At 61.0% G+C, this 17,067-nt stretch carries 18 protein-coding genes; 10 read left to right on the plus strand and 8 right to left on the minus strand.

The genetic code is table 11. The annotated features are described in order from the left end of the window. Positions 1-29: 29 nt before the first annotated feature. The 3 genes from hpf (at position 30) to hprK (ending at position 2,015) form a co-directional block, all read left to right on the plus strand. Entirely contained in the window at positions 30-389 is a 360-nt protein-coding gene (hpf, locus tag EIC84_RS20140; RefSeq protein ID WP_003067012.1) for a ribosome hibernation-promoting factor, HPF/YfiA family, read from the plus strand. A 156-nt stretch (positions 390-545) separates the two neighbouring features. Next, positions 546-1,019, plus strand: coding sequence for a PTS sugar transporter subunit IIA (locus EIC84_RS20145; protein ID WP_034347954.1), 474 nt, complete (start codon positions 546-548; stop codon positions 1,017-1,019). Between the two features lie 36 nt (positions 1,020-1,055). Then, positions 1,056-2,015, plus strand: a complete 960-nt coding sequence (gene hprK / locus EIC84_RS20150; protein ID WP_003060345.1) for an HPr(Ser) kinase/phosphatase — start codon at positions 1,056-1,058, stop codon at positions 2,013-2,015. Here hprK and EIC84_RS20155 read toward each other — a convergent pair. The 3 genes from EIC84_RS20155 to fur form a co-directional block, all read right to left on the minus strand. Further along, positions 2,012-3,232 carry a DUF1501 domain-containing protein gene (locus tag EIC84_RS20155; protein ID WP_003061563.1) on the minus strand — a complete coding sequence of 407 codons (1,221 nt, stop codon included), beginning with the start codon at positions 3,230-3,232 and terminating at the stop codon, positions 2,012-2,014. The two genes, hprK and EIC84_RS20155, sit on opposite strands and share 4 nt — an antisense overlap. A gap of 11 nt (positions 3,233-3,243) precedes the next feature. Continuing rightward, positions 3,244-4,839 carry a DUF1800 domain-containing protein gene (locus EIC84_RS20160; protein ID WP_003061566.1) on the minus strand — a complete coding sequence of 532 codons (1,596 nt, stop codon included), beginning with the start codon at positions 4,837-4,839 and terminating at the stop codon, positions 3,244-3,246. 162 nt (positions 4,840-5,001) lie between these two features. Then, a complete protein-coding gene (fur, locus tag EIC84_RS20165) occupies positions 5,002-5,427 on the minus strand; it encodes a ferric iron uptake transcriptional regulator (protein WP_003060349.1) in 426 nt (141 codons plus the stop codon). Positions 5,428-5,573: 146 nt separating this feature from the next. Between fur and EIC84_RS20170 the strand changes: the two genes are divergently transcribed. The 5 genes from EIC84_RS20170 (at position 5,574) to EIC84_RS20190 (ending at position 8,891) form a co-directional block, all read left to right on the plus strand. Continuing rightward, positions 5,574-6,119, plus strand: a complete 546-nt coding sequence (locus tag EIC84_RS20170) for an outer membrane protein assembly factor BamE (RefSeq protein WP_003061572.1) — start codon at positions 5,574-5,576, stop codon at positions 6,117-6,119. Between the two features lie 106 nt (positions 6,120-6,225). Further along, positions 6,226-7,059: a 4-hydroxy-tetrahydrodipicolinate reductase gene (dapB, locus tag EIC84_RS20175; RefSeq protein WP_003061575.1), complete on the plus strand. Its 834-nt coding sequence runs from the start codon at positions 6,226-6,228 to the stop codon at positions 7,057-7,059. 60 nt (positions 7,060-7,119) lie between these two features. Further along, positions 7,120-7,779, plus strand: a complete 660-nt coding sequence (locus tag EIC84_RS20180; protein ID WP_034361243.1) for a MotA/TolQ/ExbB proton channel family protein — start codon at positions 7,120-7,122, stop codon at positions 7,777-7,779. A gap of 11 nt (positions 7,780-7,790) precedes the next feature. Further along, the gene (locus tag EIC84_RS20185) at positions 7,791-8,234 is read left to right on the plus strand and encodes a biopolymer transporter ExbD (RefSeq protein ID WP_003061580.1); all 444 of its coding nucleotides are present in this window, start codon (positions 7,791-7,793) and stop codon (positions 8,232-8,234) included. A gap of 279 nt (positions 8,235-8,513) precedes the next feature. Then, entirely contained in the window at positions 8,514-8,891 is a 378-nt protein-coding gene (locus tag EIC84_RS20190) for an HPF/RaiA family ribosome-associated protein (RefSeq protein ID WP_003060358.1), read from the plus strand. Positions 8,892-9,015: 124 nt separating this feature from the next. Here EIC84_RS20190 and EIC84_RS20195 read toward each other — a convergent pair whose 3' ends face one another. After that, positions 9,016-10,416 carry an aspartate ammonia-lyase gene (locus EIC84_RS20195; protein ID WP_003061583.1) on the minus strand — a complete coding sequence of 467 codons (1,401 nt, stop codon included), beginning with the start codon at positions 10,414-10,416 and terminating at the stop codon, positions 9,016-9,018. Positions 10,417-10,703: 287 nt separating this feature from the next. Further along, a complete protein-coding gene (locus EIC84_RS20200; protein WP_034361245.1) occupies positions 10,704-11,636 on the minus strand; it encodes a pirin family protein in 933 nt (310 codons plus the stop codon). 233 nt (positions 11,637-11,869) lie between these two features. On the opposite strand from EIC84_RS20200, the gene EIC84_RS20205 reads away from it, so the two are divergent. Beyond that, positions 11,870-12,151: a hypothetical protein gene (locus EIC84_RS20205; RefSeq protein ID WP_003072434.1), complete on the plus strand. Its 282-nt coding sequence runs from the start codon at positions 11,870-11,872 to the stop codon at positions 12,149-12,151. Between the two features lie 134 nt (positions 12,152-12,285). On the opposite strand, the gene EIC84_RS20210 is transcribed toward EIC84_RS20205, so the two are convergent. Next, positions 12,286-12,702: an OsmC family protein gene (locus EIC84_RS20210; RefSeq protein ID WP_003072435.1), complete on the minus strand. Its 417-nt coding sequence runs from the start codon at positions 12,700-12,702 to the stop codon at positions 12,286-12,288. A gap of 661 nt (positions 12,703-13,363) precedes the next feature. On the opposite strand from EIC84_RS20210, the gene EIC84_RS20215 reads away from it, so the two are divergent. Further along, positions 13,364-14,326, plus strand: coding sequence for a hypothetical protein (locus tag EIC84_RS20215; RefSeq protein ID WP_240701979.1), 963 nt, complete (start codon positions 13,364-13,366; stop codon positions 14,324-14,326). A 17-nt stretch (positions 14,327-14,343) separates the two neighbouring features. Here EIC84_RS20215 and EIC84_RS20220 read toward each other — a convergent pair whose 3' ends face one another. Together EIC84_RS20220 and gap are read right to left on the minus strand one after the other, a co-directional pair. Then, positions 14,344-15,846 (minus strand): rhomboid family intramembrane serine protease, encoded by a 1,503-nt coding sequence (locus EIC84_RS20220; protein WP_004340262.1) that lies wholly within the window; start codon positions 15,844-15,846, stop codon positions 14,344-14,346. A 209-nt stretch (positions 15,847-16,055) separates the two neighbouring features. After that, positions 16,056-17,054 carry a type I glyceraldehyde-3-phosphate dehydrogenase gene (gap, locus tag EIC84_RS20225; RefSeq protein ID WP_003060372.1) on the minus strand — a complete coding sequence of 333 codons (999 nt, stop codon included), beginning with the start codon at positions 17,052-17,054 and terminating at the stop codon, positions 16,056-16,058. Positions 17,055-17,067: the final 13 nt, after the last annotated feature.

Below are 17,067 nucleotides of genomic sequence, written 5' to 3' on the forward strand. Positions count from 1 at the left end.
TTTCACCGAGAGCTAAGGAGTGTTTTGTTATGAATTTGACGATTAGCGGGCATCACCTGGAGGTCACTCCCTCGCTGCGCAGCTATGTCATGGCCAAGCTGGAACGCATTCTCAGGCACTTCGATCAGGTTGTGGACGTGAAGGTACTGCTCACAGTCCACAAGCAAAAGGAAAAAGACAAACGACAGCGCGCCGGTTGCACGGTGCGCGTGAAAGGGCAAGACTTGTTCGTGGAGACGCAGCATTTCGACCTCTATGCCGCCGTGGACGCCCTGGCCGACAAACTCGACCGTGTGGTGATGCGCTACAAGACTCGTCAACAAGGCCCGCGTGCCACAGCCAAGCGACTGGACTCCGGGGGCTTGCAGCTGGCGCAGGTGTCAGCTTGATGAAAGCGAGGCGCAAACCTAGCTTTTGCGCCGGTTTGTTGCAGGGCTGTCGCCTTGTTACAACGCTAAAAGCGCCGCCCTACGGGGCGGTTTTTGATGGTGATCAGGGTTTCCCCACGGTTTTCAGCGCTGCGGTGCATAATTGTTGATCACACCATGAATCGCCTAGCTTCTATCCTTCCCGCCGCTCAAGTGCTTGTGAGCGTTGATGTCACCAGCAAGAAACGCGCTTTCGAGGAAGCGGGTTTGCTCTTTGAGAGCTTGCATGGTCTGTCTCGTGCCCTGATCACCGATAGCCTGTTCGCACGCGAACGCCTGGGCTCTACCGGTCTGGGGCATGGAGTTGCCATTCCCCATGGCCGCATCAAGGGCCTGACGGCTCCCATGGCGGCAGTGTTCCAGCTGGCCAACCCCATCGGTTTCGATGCGCCCGATGAGCAGCCGGTCGGCCTGCTGATCTTTTTGCTGGTGCCCGAGGCGGCGACGCAAAAGCACCTGGAAATCCTCTCCGAGATCGCCGAGCTGCTCAGCGACAGCCAGTTGCGCGAGCGCCTGAAGTCGTCCACCGATGCGCAGCAGCTGCACGGCATGATCGACAGCTGGCAGTCCTCCATCACCTCCCAGGCATGAGTTCTGGCCCTTCTTTTTGACTGACAGGGCCTTGCCATGAGACCCAGCGCCATCAGTGCCGACGTACTGTTCGAGGCATTTCGCAACTCCAGCCTGCGCTGGCAGTGGATAGCGGGGCTGGGCGCCTCCGAGCGCCGCTTTGACGAGATGGCCGTGCGCTCGGCCCGCTCGGGTGCCGATCTGGTGGGCTATCTCAACTACATCCACCCCTACCGTCTGCAGGTGCTGGGCGAGCGTGAAATCGCCTATCTGACCAATGCCACCTCGCAAGACTGCTTGCGCCGCATTGCCCGCATCGTCACGCTGGAGCCGCCGGTGCTGGTGCTGGCCGACGGCCAGGACGCTCCCGACGAGCTGATCTCCATGTGCGAGCGCGCGCATATCCCGCTGTTCTCCACCAAGGAGCAGTCGGCCTTTGTCATCGACGTGCTGCGTGCCTATCTGTCCAAGCATTTCGCCGATCGCATCACCATGCACGGCGTGTTCATGGATATTTTGGGCATGGGCGTGCTGATCACGGGCGAATCGGGCCTGGGCAAGAGCGAGCTGGGGCTGGAGCTGGTCACGCGCGGCAACGGTCTGGTGGCCGACGATGCCGTGGACCTGTATCGCATCAACCAGACCACGGTCGAAGGCAAATGCCCCGAGCTGCTGCAGAACCTGCTTGAAGTGCGCGGCATCGGCCTGCTCGATATTCGCGCCATCTTTGGAGAGACGGCAGTGCGCCGCAAGATGCGGCTCAAGCTCATCGTGCACCTGGTGCGCAAGGAAACCATGGAGCGCGAATACGAGCGCCTGCCCGCCGAGCCGCTGACTCAGGACGTGCTGGGCGTGCCTGTGCGCAAGGTGGTGATTCAGGTGGTGGCGGGCCGAAACATCGCCGTGCTGGTGGAAGCCGCAGTGCGCAATGCCATTTTGCAGCTGCGCGGCATCGACACTTACCAGGAATTCGTGATGCGCCACCGCCGCGCCATGGAAAGCGGCGAGTCGTTCTAGACCAGCTGCAGCCTGCCTGGCTGGGAGGTCGGAAAGATCTGCTGCAGCTGCGCTGTGTTCAAGCCGTACATGCGCGCAAACAGGCCGCCGAGCAGGGAGCGATATTCGTTGAGCACGGGGTAGTCGCGGTTCTGGAACAGCACTTTTTCGGTGACTTCGATCTGCTCGCCCAGCACCTTGCCGCCGGCTTGGGCCGAGAGGCCGCCGCCGAGAAACCAGTAAGCCGTGCCATGGCCGTGGTCCGTGCCCTTGTTGCCGTTTTCGCGGAAGGTGCGCCCGAACTCGCTGATCACTGCCACCACGGTATGGCGCCAGGTTTCGGCTCCCATGGATTCGGCGAACGTCGCCAGGCCCTGGCTCAGGTCGCCGAGCCGGTTGGCCAGATTGCCGCTGGCGGCGCCCTGGTTGACATGGGTGTCCCAGCCTCCGATATCGACAAAGCCCAGGTCGAATTGCTCGCGCATCAGATGCGCCATGCGCTGGGCTACCAGGCTGAAGCCCTTGGCACTGATGGCATTGCGCCCGGCCTGGTCCATTTCCTCCTGCATGCTGCGCTGCACGGCACGCTGTACCGCAAAGCCTTCACGCACCGGAGCTTCCAGTGCCGAGCCCTGGTACATGGAGGCAATGGTCTGGCTGCGCTGCTCGTCCAGCGCAGACTTGCGCACGGAGGCCAGCGCCATGTTCGCCACCTGGGCGCTGCCGCGCAGGCATAGCGGCAGCTGGGCGGTGAAGGCCATGGGGCTAAGGCTGAGCCGGCTCTGGCTGTCGGCCTGCAGTACCCGGGTCAGCCGGTTCAGAAAGCCGCTCTGATAGCTTTTCCCGCCTTCCTGGGGCTGGCCCAGCTCGATCGAGTCCTGGGTTTCGAAATGGCTGCGCGAGAGGTCGTTGCTGCCCGCGAACGGCACAAAACAGGCCTGGCCCTGTTCGTACAGCGGCAGCAGACTGCTTTGCAGCGTGGGATGCAGTCCCCATTGAGGGTTCAGGGCCAGTGCCCCGTCGGCCGATCCCGGGCGGGCAATGGCGATGTTGGGTCTGGCCTGATAGTAGAAGTCGCTATGGGTTGGCACCAGCAGGCTGTTGCTGTCGTAGGCGCCGCGCAGGAAGACCAGCAGAAAACGGGGCGAGCCGCTTTGCAAGGGGGCGGCCAGACCTTGGCCCAACTGGCAGAACAGCGGCAGGGCAGCGCCGAGGCTGAGAAATTGACGTCTTTGCATGGCTGCCCTCCTTAGCGGTACATCATTTCGGGGGCGGAGAGGAAAAAGCTGTTCCAGTCCGCCGGATTCCTGGCCTGGGCCAGTGCGGCGCGTGTGGCGGCACCCAATGCCGGCACGCGAGCCTGGACGCTGCTGCGCTTGTCCAGGTCGGGATAGGGCGGCTTCTCCAGCGGCTGCTGCGGGCTGCTGCGGAACAGCAGCGCGCCGCGGCTGCCAATCTGCCTTGCCACCTCGAAGCGGGCATTCATCTGGCCGGAGCTGGACCAGTCCGACTGCGTCACGGGGTAGCCGTCGGGTGTTTCGTGGCCGTATAGCGGCTGGCCCAGCTGGTTGAGCCAGTTCTGTACCGGCCCCACATCGCTGGCCACGCGCTGGTCGTAGGCCAGGCGTGTGGCGCCCAGCACATAGTGGACCGGGTCCTTGAAGCCCTGGCCGAACTGCTGAGCCTGCGGGTCGCTCAGCATGGCCGCCAGCGTGGCGGCAATATCGCCATGGCTGCGCTCGAAGGCCTGGGCCGTGCGCTCGACCACGGGCTGGGGCGGCTTGTCGCCAAGAAAATAGACGCAGAGCTTGCGTGCTATGAAGCGCGCAGTGACGGGCGACGCCACTATGCGGTCTACTGCCTCGTTGACCTGGGCCAGTCCGCTTTTTTCCAGCGGCCTGCCGAGCAAGACCTGGGGCGTGTAGTCGTGGCGATTGGGGTTGAATTCGAAGAAGCCATGGCGAACGTAGTCGCCCTGGCGTTCGGGGCGCAGCTTGGGCGGCGGAGCGTCGGCCTCGCGGGTGGAGAAGCCCACACCGGTCAGCACATGGGCCATGGCCTGCACATCGGCCTGGGTGTAGCCGCTGCCCACGCCCATGGTGTGCAGCTCCAGCAGTTCGCGCGCGTAGTTTTCATTGATGCGCCCGGCGGCATTGCTGGCATTGTCCAGATACAGCAGCATGGCCGGATGGCGCATGCTGGCCGTCAGCAGCTCGCGGAATTTGCCCAGCGCATGGGGGCGAATGGCCTGCTCCTCGTAGTCGCCCACCCACATGCGCACATCGCCCTTGCGGGTGCTGACGTTGAAGTGATTCATCCAGAACCAGGTCATTTGCTCCTGCAACTGGTGGGGCGAATAAAGCGCGCGCCAGATATGGCGTTTCTGGGCTTCGCTGCCCAGCTGATTGAGCTGGCGTTGCAGCTCGCTGCGCAGTTTGGCGGCCTCCTCGGGATCCTGGCTGTTGCGAATGGCCAGGCGCTGGTCGGCAATTTCGCGCTGGATCTGCGCCATGGGCTTCTGGCTGATGCCCAGGGCGTCGATGTGCTGCTGCACCTCGGGCGGCATGGGCGCGGAGGAGGGGCTGAACTGAGCGGCCAGCCAGCGCTTGAGGCCTTGCCGCTGCAGCCGGGCCGCATCATGGTCGGTGGCGCCCCAGGTGACCCGGTCCAGCCATTGCTGGCTTTGCAGCGCGCTGGGCTTGTCGGGCAGGGCACTGCTGTTCAGCGTCTGCAGCACCTCGGGGCTGGGGCGGCCCGATGAGGGGGCCAGCGGTGCGCAGGCGGTCAATGTGAGGGCTGCCAGACAGAGCAGGCCCTGGACAGGTGAAAACGGTAGCAGCCGCATGAACCGGGTCTCCTCAAGCGCGGGAATGACTGCAGCATACGCAGTCCGGCTCGCGTTTGGTTTGAGGCTTGATGGAGCTATGTAAAGAAGTCCTCACCAAATGTAAAAAGGGCAAGACATCTGCATGTCCTGCCCCTGGGCTCGCCGTCGCGTTTTGCGTTCTTACTTGGCGGCGCGTGTGGCGCATTCGGCGCACTGGCCGTAGAGCGCCATGGAGTGATCCTGGATCACCCAGCCTTTTTCCTTGGCGATCAGGTTCTGGCGCTTCTCGATCTCGGCGTCATAGAACTCCTCGACCTTGCCGCAGCTGGTGCAGACGAAGTGGTCGTGGTGCTGACCTTCGTTGAGCTCGTAGACGGCCTTGCCGCTTTCGAAGTTGCTGCGGATCAGGATGCCGGCCTGCTCGAACTGGGTCAGCACGCGGTAAACCGTGGCCAGGCCGATGTCCGAGCGCTCGTCCAGCAGCACGCGGAAAACATCTTCCGCCGTCATGTGGCGCTGGGCGCCCTTCTGGAAGATTTCCAGGATCTTCAGACGCGGCAAAGTGGCTTTGAGGCCCGTGCTTTTGAGTTCATCAATATTTTTCATGTCGGCTCTCTTGGTGGACTACGGGCACATGGAAGGCTGGACTCACTTGTTTAAGGAGAAGCTTTACACGCAGATAAAGGGAATCTCCAAGTGTCTCCGGGGCCTGCCGCTACAATGAACCCGATCATATCCCTATGCCATTACCCATGCATGTTCAAGCCCGTAGCCGCGCAGGTCTGGCCCTGACGTTGGCAATCGCAGCGGCACTGGCCGGCTGCAACAGTATCGATGGCGCCGCGCACCGTGTCGCCAATGCCGTCACTCCTTACAAGGTCGATGTCGTGCAGGGCAACTTCGTGTCCAAGGAACAGGTCGAGGCCTTGCAGCCCGGCATGAGCCGCCAGCAGATTCGCGACATTCTGGGCACACCTCTCGTGACCAGCGTGTTCCACGGCGATCGCTGGGAATACGTGTTCACCATCAATCGCCCCGGTGTGGAGTCGCAGATCCGCAAGCTCACCGTCTTCTTCAATGGCGACGCCTTTGTGCGCGCCGAAGGTGACGAGATGCCTTCCGAGGCCGATTTCGTGGCCAGCCTCAAAGGCATGAAGGGCACGCCCAAGGTTCCGCAGCTGGAAGCCAGCGAAGCCCAGCTGGCCAAATATCCCGCACGCAATAACACCGAAGCCGAGCAGGCTGCGGCCAATCTGCCGCCCGCCGCCACCAGCTATCCATCGCTGGAATCGCGTTAAGCATCAGAACAGGTTGTTCCCCGCTTGCAGAAAGCGGTGGATGCTCTCTTTTTATGACGGCGTGGATGTGATCCTGCCGTCTTTCATTTGATCGAGTGATAGCGCCATGACCGCATCCACCACCCATTCCTCCACCCCTCAGCGCGTTGCTGTGGCGGGTGCCTCCGGCCGCATGGGCCATATGCTGATCGAAGCGATTCTGAACAGCAGCGACTGCGTGCTGGCTGCGGCATTGGACCGCGCCGACAGCCCTGCCATCGGCACCGATCCTTCTGCATTCCTGGGTAAGCCCAGCGGGCTGAAGATCGAAAGCGATGTGCGCGCAGCCCTGTCGAAGGCCGACTGCCTGATCGACTTCACGCGCCCCGAAGGCACGATGGAGCACCTGGCCGTTGCGGCCGATCTGGGCGTTGGCGTGGTCATCGGCACCACAGGCTTCTCGGATGAGCAAAAGACGCAGATCGCCGAGTTTGCCCAAAAGACTTCCATCGTTTTTGCCCCCAATATGAGCGTGGGCGTGAACGTGACCTTCAAGCTGCTGGAGATGGCGGCCAAGGCCTTGCAGCAAGGCGGCTACGACATCGAGATCGTCGAAGCTCACCATAAGCACAAGGTCGACGCACCTTCTGGAACGGCCCTGAAGATGGGCGAAGTGATTGCCGAAGCCCAGGGCACCAGGCTGGCCGACCGCGCCGTGTATGAGCGCTTCGGCCACACCGGCGAGCGCAAGGCTGACACCATTGGCTTTGCCACCGTGCGCGGCGGCGATATCGTGGGCGATCACACCGTGCTGTTTGCCGGTACCGGCGAGCGCATCGAGATCGCGCACAAGTCCAGCAGCCGTGCCGGCTATGCCAACGGCAGCCTGCGCGCCGTGGCCTATCTGGCCGACAAAAAGACTGGCCAGTACGATATGTACGATGTGCTGAATCTGCGCTGACCGCGCAATTTGCAAAGGGGCCGTGACGGCCCCTTGCTATTTCTGGGAGCGAGGTGAGCGATGTCTGCAGGAATGTGGCAATGGCTGGCAGAGGGCGATGCGGTCACATGGGCGACGGCGGCCTTGATGCTGCTGATGTCCGTGCTCAGCTGGGTGGTCATCCTCTACAAGCTCAGGTTTATGGCCGTAGCGCGCCGACGCGTGCCGCAGGCCGTGGCTGCGTTCTGGCAGATGCCCGATCTGGTCCAGGCTATGGCGCAGGTCAAGGCGCTGGATAGACAGGGGCTGGTGCAGGCCATGGCCGATGCCGTGGCGCAGGGCGGAGCGGCAGCGCAAGGCTCTCTGGCACAAAGCGCGGCGCAGGGGCAGCGGCTGTTGCGCAGCCTGCGTGAGGCTCTGGGTCAGGCATCGACCCAGTTGCAATGGGGCCAGACCTTGCTCGCCACCATTGGTGCAACGGCACCGTTTGTGGGCCTGTTGGGTACGGTCTGGGGCATTCACCATGCACTGGGAACGCTGGCGGGCAGCGGTCAGGTCGATATCGCTCAGCTTGCCGGGCCTGTGGGTGAAGCCCTGGTCATGACGGCCGCCGGTCTGGCTGTCGCTTTGCCTGCTGTGCTGGCCTATAACCTGCTCGGGCGTTCGGCCAGCCAGCTGGAGGCTGTGCTGGAGGGGTTTGCCCATGATCTGCATGCCCAGTTCGGAGTGGATGCTTCATAAAGGATGGCGTCATGGCATTCGGTCGCATGAGCCGCCGTCAGGGGGCGGAAACTCCGATCAACACCATCAATGTCACGCCGCTGGTGGATGTGATGCTGGTGCTGGTGGTGATCTTCATTCTGGCTGCTCCCATGCTGGCTGCCACCTTGCGCGTGCAACTGCCCAAGGCGCAAACAGTAGTGCAGCAGACTGCCGTGAGCAAGAGCGATGCCTTGATGGTGGAGGTCAGCCCCACCGGCGAAATCTGGATTCAGGGGGGCGTGGCGGACGATGCGGCAGTGCAGCAGCAACTGGAAGAGCTGGGGCGGCGCAATCCTCAGGCCGAGGTGCAGTTGCGTGCCGACACCAGCGTTCCCTATGGTCGCGTGGTGCAGGTCATGGGCTGGGCCCACGCAGCAGGCCTGACGCGCATCGGCTTTGTCGCGGAGCCTGAATCGAAGGCTGGCATTAACTGACGGCCCGAGGCGTAAAAACGCTTACTTTTTGCAAATTACCGGTCGGCACTTTTTGCTTTGGCTCAAGGGCAAAGCTCATAGAACCTACCCTTGTTGCTATCTCTTTCAAATCCGGGAGAAGCTGCCTCCACAATGGTCAAAGCCCCTGTCCTTTGCTGGCGTAACAAGCCCCGATGGGCAGAACAAGGTTCTGGCGTTACGATGTTTTCGCCTGCCTTTATGGCACCCCTACAGATTTCGCCGCAGCGGTTGCGGCATTTGGTGACTAGGAGGATTTGCATGCAAGTACAGGTTCATGCCGACGATTCCATCCAGGGTGGAGAGTCTCTGGCTCAATGGGCGCAGGAGGAGATCAATGCCAAGCTGGCCCGCCTGAAGGAGTATGTGGTGCGTGTGGAGGTCTTCCTCACGGGCGTTGATGCCCTCAAGACCACGGGCGGCCCAGGCAAACGCTGTGTGCTCGAAACCCGGGCCACAGGTCGCCCCCCCATCGCAGTGAATGCGGAAGCCGAAAAGGTCAAGGAGGCCTTCAGCGCAGCGATTGAAAAGCTCAAACGCGCGGTGGAGACCGATCTTGGCAAGCTCAAGGACAAAAATCTGCGTGAAAGCGTGCGCGGCGTGGATGACCCCAGTGACGAGAATGCCGCAGTGGCTTGAATATGAAGCGTTTTTGGCTTCCTGCCCTTTGAATATAGGCATACCAAGCTATTAAAAGCATATCAACCAAAAAGGGCATGTTCATGGCGAACATGCCCTTTTGCATTGTCGATAAAGAGTGCGCTTATACAGCGGTCAATGCGCCGGCCTGGGTCAGCTTGTCGGCGACCAGCAGCTTGTTCATTTCGGTCCGGCTCATGATGCCCAATTCTTCCGCCACCACGGCAATCTGCTTGCCGTTGGCAATGGCGGTCTTGGCAATTTTGGCGGCCTTTTCGTAGCCGATCAGAGGGTTCAGCGCCGTCACCAGCGTCACCGACTCGGCAATGCGGGAATCCAGCAGCGCTTCATTGGCCACAATGCCTTCCACGCAGTTGACTTGCAGCGTCTTGCAGGCGCTGCTCAGGTGGCTGAGGCTTTTATGCAGAGCCCAGGCCATCAGCGGCTCGAAGGCGTTGAGCTGCAATTGGCCGGCTTCCACGGCCATGGTGATGGCGGCATCGTTGCCTATCACTTCAAAGCAGACCTGGTTCATTACCTCGGGAATCACGGGATTCACCTTGCCGGGCATGATGGATGAGCCGGCCTGGCGCGCCGGCAGCTTGATGTCTGCCACTCCTGCTTGAGGGCCCGAGGAGAGCAGGCGCAGGTCATTGCTGATCTTGGAGAGCTTGACTGCAACACGCTTCAAGATGCCGGAAATGTCGGCAAAGGCGCCGGTATCTCCCGTGGCGGCGATCAGATCGCCGGCTTTGACGACGGGGACGCCCGAAATTTCAGCCAAGGCCTTGGTCACGGCGCCGGCGTAGCCTACGGGAGCGTTGATGCCGGTGCCGATGGCCGTGCCACCCATGTTCACCTCGGTCATCAGATAGGCGGATTCGCGCAGACGCTTTTCATCGTCGGCGATCATGGCAGCAAAAGCGGAAAACTCCTGGCCCAAAGTCATGGGCACGGCATCTTGTAATTGTGTGCGGCCGATTTTCAGGATATGGGCGAATTCGCCGGCCTTGGCTTCGAAAGCAGAGCGCAACTCGGCCAGGGCGATCAGCAGCTTCTGGATGCCAGCGTAGGTGGCAAGCTTGACGGCTGTGGGGTAGGAGTCGTTGGTGGACTGCGAAGCATTGACATGATCATTGGGGTGGATCACATCGTAAGTGCCTTTGGGCAATCCCAGGTGCTCAAGTGCACGGTTGGCGATCACCTCATTGGCGTTCATATTCGTGGAGGTGCCGGCGCCGCCCTGGATCACATCGACTACAAACTGCTCGTGCAGCTGGCCGGAAATCAGATCATCGCAGGCTTGGGAGATGGCGGTGGCTTGTTTGAGATTGATGGCGCCAAACTGCAGATTGGCCTGGGCCGCTGCCTTTTTGACAAAGGCAAACGCGCGGATCAGCTCGGGCATGTGCGCGACCGAGTGACCGGTGATGGGGAAGTTCTCCACTGCGCGTGCGGAATGAACACCCCAATACGCGTCGGGAGGGATGGTTTTGATGCCAATGAAGTCATGTTCTTGACGCATTGATCGGCTTTCTTTGCAAAGTTGAGTTGGGCAGGACGTGGCAACGCCCCGGACGAAAAGCGGCGGTCGCATTCTCGTGGCCAGGGCGTTGGCTCGATTATGAAAGCTTGGTGTGCATGAGTCCAAACGTTTCATGCATAACGTCTGGCTTGCCTTCTCTTGAAGAGAGTGCGTTGCCTCTAAAAGCTTTCAAAATTCATCAAAAACTTGCAAAGATGCTTTTATTTTTCTTTTTGAGAAATTCAATTCGCACCAAATTGGTGCGAATTGAATAAGCGCCGGCAGGATTATCTGGAGGCGCGCAGGCTGACGCCAGCCAGTGAGGGAGAGTGCAACGACTTCAGAGGCGAAGCCACGGGCTTGCCAAAACGGCGTGGCTGGCCGTTGACGAGCTCCGCATCGGTGGCCGCCTCTGCCTCCCATTGCTGCTGGGCCTGTTGCATCTCTTCGGTGGTGCGGGCCACAAAGTTCCACCACAGCAAGATGGCCTCATCCATGGGTTCGCCTCCGATGATGATGAGGCGGCTGCCGGGCGTGCATTCCAGCTGCACTTCCTGCGTGCCCACGGGCAGGTAGATCAGCTCCTGCGAGGGCAACACCTGGCCTTCAACCTTCACCTCGCCTGACAGGCTCATCACCGCATGCTCGAAGTCGGCGCGCAGCGGCATGGTGGCGCACGCTTGGCCAGCCGTGCCGCAGGCCAGAAGGTCCACGCCCATCAGCGGGGAGTGGACTTCTGCGGGGGCCGCCAGACCGAGGGCTTCACCGGCCAGCACGGTCACGGCAAAGTCGCCGATCTCGGTCCTGGGTAGGTCGGGGTAATGCTGGAAGCGGGGCGCGATATGGCGATGGCTGTCGGGCAAGGCAATCCACAACTGGGCTGCATGCACGCCCAGTGTCTGGGCTTCTTCGGAGTGGGCAATGCCGTGGCCGGCCGTCATCAGATTGACCTGGCCGGGGCGGATGATCTGCTCGCTGCCCAGGCTGTCGCGGTGCAGTACCTCTCCCTCGATCATCCAGGTGAAAGTCTGCAGGCCGATGTGAGGATGGGGCCCGACCTGCATGCCGGGAGGAGGGGGGGCGGCCGGGTCGGCGTGGTCGAGGAAGCACCAGGCCCCTACTTTGCGCAGCGCGGCCTGAGGAATGGCTCGGTGGATGGGGATGCCGCCGACATCGGCTATACGGGTGGGCAGACGTTGTAAGTTCTTTGATTCACTCATGACAAATCCTGACGGCGAGGGGATTCGAGTGTCAGGGATATGCGGTATTCGCGCAATCAGACGGCAGAATGCAGCAACGCCTTGCACGCAGTTACATCACTGTGAGGATTCAGCCAATAGGCTGACACGGGCTCCGCCAGGAGTCGGCTAAGTTAAAGGCGTAGGCCGCTAGCAGTGGCTTTCACGTTGCGCAATTCGTGCGCAGCGACCTAACAACTGCAGGAGGAATAAACATGAACGAACACAGCACTCAAGGCAACCAGATCTCGGCAGTCGAGATCCAGCTGTATCCCGAGCACTTTGCCGCTCGCGTCACAGGCAAGGTGGAGCATCGTGTCGGAGATGGTCCGTCCGAGCAGATTCCCATGGGCATAGAGATGAAGGTCGATACCGCCATCGCCAGCTACGTGCTGTCCTGGGTCGATCCAGAGGACCAGCAGCCCGAAACCGCATCTCTGGCCAAACGCGAGTTCGAACACTATGTGGAAGTGGGTGCGCTGGAAGTGACGGTGTAATCAAGTTACACACAACAGCGACCAAAGCCCTGCCGGTGACTGCAGGGCTTTTTTATCGCCTGGCAGTCCCCAAGATGGAGGCGGCCCTCCTTAAGGAGGCGAGTACCACGCGGTGGGGCGTGAGGTGTCTTTTTTCATGCCTGTGCGGCTTCGGTCAAGGCGGTTGGGATGGAAACCTTGCCTTCCAGCAGCTTGTGGACGGGGCAGGCATTGGCAATCTGCAGCAGGCGCTGGCGCTGCTCGTCGTCCAGCTCGCCATGCAAGGTGATGCTGCGCGTGATCTGGTTGGCATCCGCGGGCTTGCCATCGGGGTTGAGTTGCAGATCCACATCGACATGGCTTAGCGGCCACTGCTTGCGACCCGCGTACATATGCAGGGTGATGGCCGTGCAGGCTCCCAGAGCCGAGAGCATGAGCTGCATGGGATTGGGCGCAGTGTCGGCGCCGCCATCATTCACGGGTTCATCGGCATGCCAGACATGGCCTTGGGCATCGGTCAGAGTGATGCGGTACGGGGTGGGGCTGCTTTGTGCGTGTGCGCTGTGAATCATTCGCTGCTTCTCCATAAAACCTGGGCCACTTTAAGCGCTGCCTGCAATCCTTGCAGTCATATTCGTTATCGATTCAAGGCGGTTTGGCCAGCCAGCACGGCTGCAAAAGCGTTTGCGGGGTTTCTGGCAAGCGAAAAAAGCAATATGCCGGCTGTTTATCGGTATTTGGATTCAGGGCGAATTTCTACCGCAGAATTCCGCAATGACCCGATTTCAAAGAAAAATCGGGCAATACCAGAGCGGATTAGGTCACTGCAAGCGTACTTGCAGATGATTCATCAAACCGAGAGTGGGAGAGCAGACATTGAATTCGATACGTGGTGTTCACCAAAAAGGTGATTCTTCCGAGTGGAAAATCCCTCCGTTCTGGCAAAAGCTCAATAGCTTTTTTCTGTTTCCTCTGCAGACCGAGCCTTTGCTCTATGCCTTGCTGTTGTCGGCATGCAGTTATGGCTTGATGTTCGGGTGGATTGGAGTCTTGTTTGTGGGCCTGGGCTTGATGCTGGCAGTCAGCCGTTATGCATTCAAGGTTTCGGCACTTGCATCTCGTGGAATTACTCATAGCTCCGATTTCCGGTCCAGTCAGGTCGATGAAGACTGGAAATGGCTGCCCTGGAAATTCTTCGGGGTACTCGTCGTTTTCGGAATATTTGTGGGCTTTATGGCGACCCGCAGCCTGACCTTGGGCGTGATTGCCAATCTGTTGGTGGCCTTCCTGATTCCTGCCACCTGGATGGTGCTGATCAATACCAATAGCCTGAGCTCGGCCGTTAATCCCTTCGAGCTGCTGGCCACGATTATCGGTATCGGCAAGTCCTATCTGCTGCTGTGCTTTTTCCTGTTTCTGCTGCAGCAGGGCTCGCCCATGGTTCTGGCGATGCTGCTCAAGGTTGCGGCGCCCGGATTGGTGCTGCCCCTGGTGAGCTTTGTGATGATTTATTTCAGCTGGGTGATGGCGGCCATGATCGGCTATGTCATGTACCAGCATCATGCCGCTCTGGATATCGATCCCGTACAGGCACCCGAGGGGCCTGCGACCGTGCAGATCGACCCTGCGGCCCTGGAAGCCAAGCGTCGCGATGCGCTGGTGGCCAGGCTGGTGCAGGACAACAAGATGGACGAGGCTGTGGACCAGGCGCGCGAATGGCAGCGGGAGGACTATGAGAGCCTGCCCGATTGCCGCCGTTACTTCCGGGTGCTCAAGCTGACCGAACGCGCGGATGCCCTGGCGGAGCTGGGCCAGCGTTTCATTCCCATGTTGCTCGCCCAGCAGCGCGCCAGCGAGGCCCTGGAAGCCTGGGTGAGCTGCGTCAAGCGCAAGCCGGACTTCAAGCCCGACTCGGCCCAGCTCAGTTACGAGTTGGCACAGCAGGCCTGGAAGGCCGGCAAGCCCAGGTATGTTTTGATCCTGGCCAAGGATTTTGAGAAGCGCTTTGCCGGCAGCACTCTGATCCCGCCCATGCTGGAGCTGGTGGTGCGCGCCTACAAGCAGGGCGTGGAGCAGCCTATGCAGGGGGTGGCCGTTTACATGCGCATGAAGCAGCTCTTTCCCGAGCACGAGAGCACCAAGGAGGCGCAGTGGGTGCTGCGTGATGAGCTGCAGGAGCTGGAAGCCAAGACCTGAGCGCGGCAACGCGTTGGCTAGCGCTGTTGTGCCAGCCAGCGTGTGAGAGCTTCCTCAGGAGCCGATTGCTGCAGCGCAGGCAGCCAGGCTTTGGCATCCTGCACACGCCCGGCCTGGGCCATACCGTTGACCAGCAGCAGCAAGCTTGCCGGCCATTGGGGATGGTCCGCCAGCTTGTGCAGGGCGCGGCAGAGCTTTTCGGCCTCGGGCAGGGCTCCCAGGCGCACGAAGCTGCGCACCAGTCCATGCATGGTGTCGGCGCTCATGCGCATTCCTGGCTGTGCGCGCTGCTGATAGCTGCGATAGCTGGCCAGCTGCAGCTGGCGTTCGGCGTCCGTGGTGGCCGGCAGCTTGAAGATGCGTCGCGCCGCAGCATGAAAGTCTTCGCTGGCGGGTTGATGGCGCGAGCTTTCAAACCAGGCCCGCAGAATGGCCGGGTCCGAGGGGGCCAGGCGTGCTGCTTCACGCCAGGCCGGAGCGGCGCGGCCAAATTCCAGCGCATCGGTATGGCGCTGGGCCCGGGCCACGGCTTCAGTCAGCGGCCGGGCGGCGGCGAGGGCCTGCTCTTCTTCGTTGACTGGCGCCGCGACGGTCTGCAGACGCATATAGCTCCACATCAGCAGGGCGCCCGTCAGCAGACCGCCAAAGTGCGCCATATAGGCCACCTGCTTGCCGCCCAGCAGATGCTGCAGCAGCTCCACGCCCATCCAGACCGGCAGCATGATCAGGGCCGGCCAGCGCGCGTAGTTGAAGTAGAACAGCAGCATGTAGAAGAAGCGGATGCGGCGCATGCGGTACATCACCGCATACATGGCCATGAGGGCCGAAATCGCACCCGATGCCCCCAGGCCGTAACCGCCCATGCTGGCATAGAACATCAGCGCGAACAGCGAGGCGCCGATGCCGCCGATCACGTAGAAGGCCAGATAGGTGAAGGCACCCAAAGCCAGCTCCAGGGTGAAGCCGAACAGAAACAGAAACACCATATTGCCCAGCAGATGGCTGGTGCTGCCATGCAAAAAGATGGAGGTGAAGGCCTGCAGGGGCTGCCAGCCGGCGCCATTCTCATAGCTCATGGACCAGCGCTCGGTAAAGCTGCCGCGCGGCTCGTGGGGCGCGAAGGCGGCACGTGCAGCCTGCCACTGCGCATGGCGTGGGTGGTTGGCGGTGATGACCTGGCCGTCCAGCAGGCGCTGGCGGAATTTCTTCTCCTCCCACAGCAGCGCATAGAGCTGGGCATAGGCCTTGTGCTGATAGAGCTTTCGCACGGCCTGCAGCGTGTGCTGGTCAAAGCGCTTGCTGCCCTGGGCGGATTGCTCCTCCAGATAGGCCAGAAACGGTGGCAGCTCCAGCGTTGGCAAAGCGGTCTGGGCATATTGCTGGGCCGCTTTTTCCACGGCATCTTCCTCGGGCGCCTGCCAGCCCCAGAAGATCACGCAGTTGATGATGATGAGCAGCACCGTCATCCAGGGCGGTGAGCGCCAGGAAGGCTTGTTCTCAAGAGGAATCGCAATAAACATGGCGGCCTTGTCCGAGGAAGTGGCCGCGCTTCATGCTCTGGGGCGTTGGTGGCGGCTGCGTGTTACAAATGTATCCGAGACATGCTCCGGCCGGCTCCGGTCTTGCGGGACGAAAAAAAGCCAGCATGGCGTCCCATGCTGGCTTTTGGATAGCTGTCAGCGCTTATCTGATAAGCGATTGAGCCTATTTTTGCATGTAATCGTGAAGATTACTTGGCCACCACGCGCACCATTTCCAGGCACTTGTTGGAATAGCCCCACTCGTTGTCATACCAGGACACGACCTTCACAAAGGTCTTGTCCAGGGCGATACCGGCTTCGGCATCGAACACGGAGGTGCAGGTCTCGCCGCGGAAGTCGGTGGCGACGACCTTGTCTTCGGTGTAACCCAGCACGCCCTTCAGAGCGCCTTGGGACTGGGCCTTCATTTCGGCGCAGATTTCTTCGTAGGTGGCTTCGCTGTTCAGCTCCACGGTCAGGTCAACCACGGACACGTCGGAAGTGGGCACGCGGAAGGACATGCCGGTCAGCTTCTTGTTCAGCTCGGGGATCACCACGCCCACGGCCTTGGCAGCGCCAGTGCTGGAGGGAATGATGTTTTCCAGAATGCCGCGGCCGCCGCGCCAGTCCTTGTTGGAAGGGCCGTCCACGGTCTTTTGTGTGGCAGTCGCTGCGTGCACGGTGGTCATCAGGCCGCGCTTGATGCCCCACTTGTCGTTCAGCACCTTGGCCACGGGAGCCAGGCAGTTGGTGGTGCACGAAGCATTGGAGATGATGGCTTCGCCCTTGTAAGTGCCGTGGTTCACGCCGAACACGAACATGGGGGTGTCGTCCTTGGAAGGAGCGGACAGGATGACCTTCTTGGCGCCTGCGTCGATGTGCTTCTGGGCGGTTTCCTTGGTCAGGAACAGGCCGGTGGACTCGATCACGATGTCGGCGCCGACTTCGTTCCACTTCAGGTTGGCGGGATCGCGCTCTTGGGTCAGGCGGATCTTCTTGCCGTTGACGACCAGGGTGTTGCCTTCGACAGAAACTTCACCGTCGAAGCGACCGTGCACGCTGTCGTACTTCAGCATGTAAGCCAGATAGTCGGGCTCCAGCAGGTCGTTGATGCCGACGATTTCGATGTCGGAGAAGTTTTGCACTGCGGAGCGCAGCACGTTGCGGCCAATGCGGCCGAAGCCGTTGATACCAACCTTGATCGTCATAGTTGCCTCGTAG

The organism is Comamonas sp. A23, from assembly GCF_004522605.1.
Lineage (GTDB): Bacteria > Pseudomonadota > Gammaproteobacteria > Burkholderiales > Burkholderiaceae_C > Comamonas > Comamonas thiooxydans.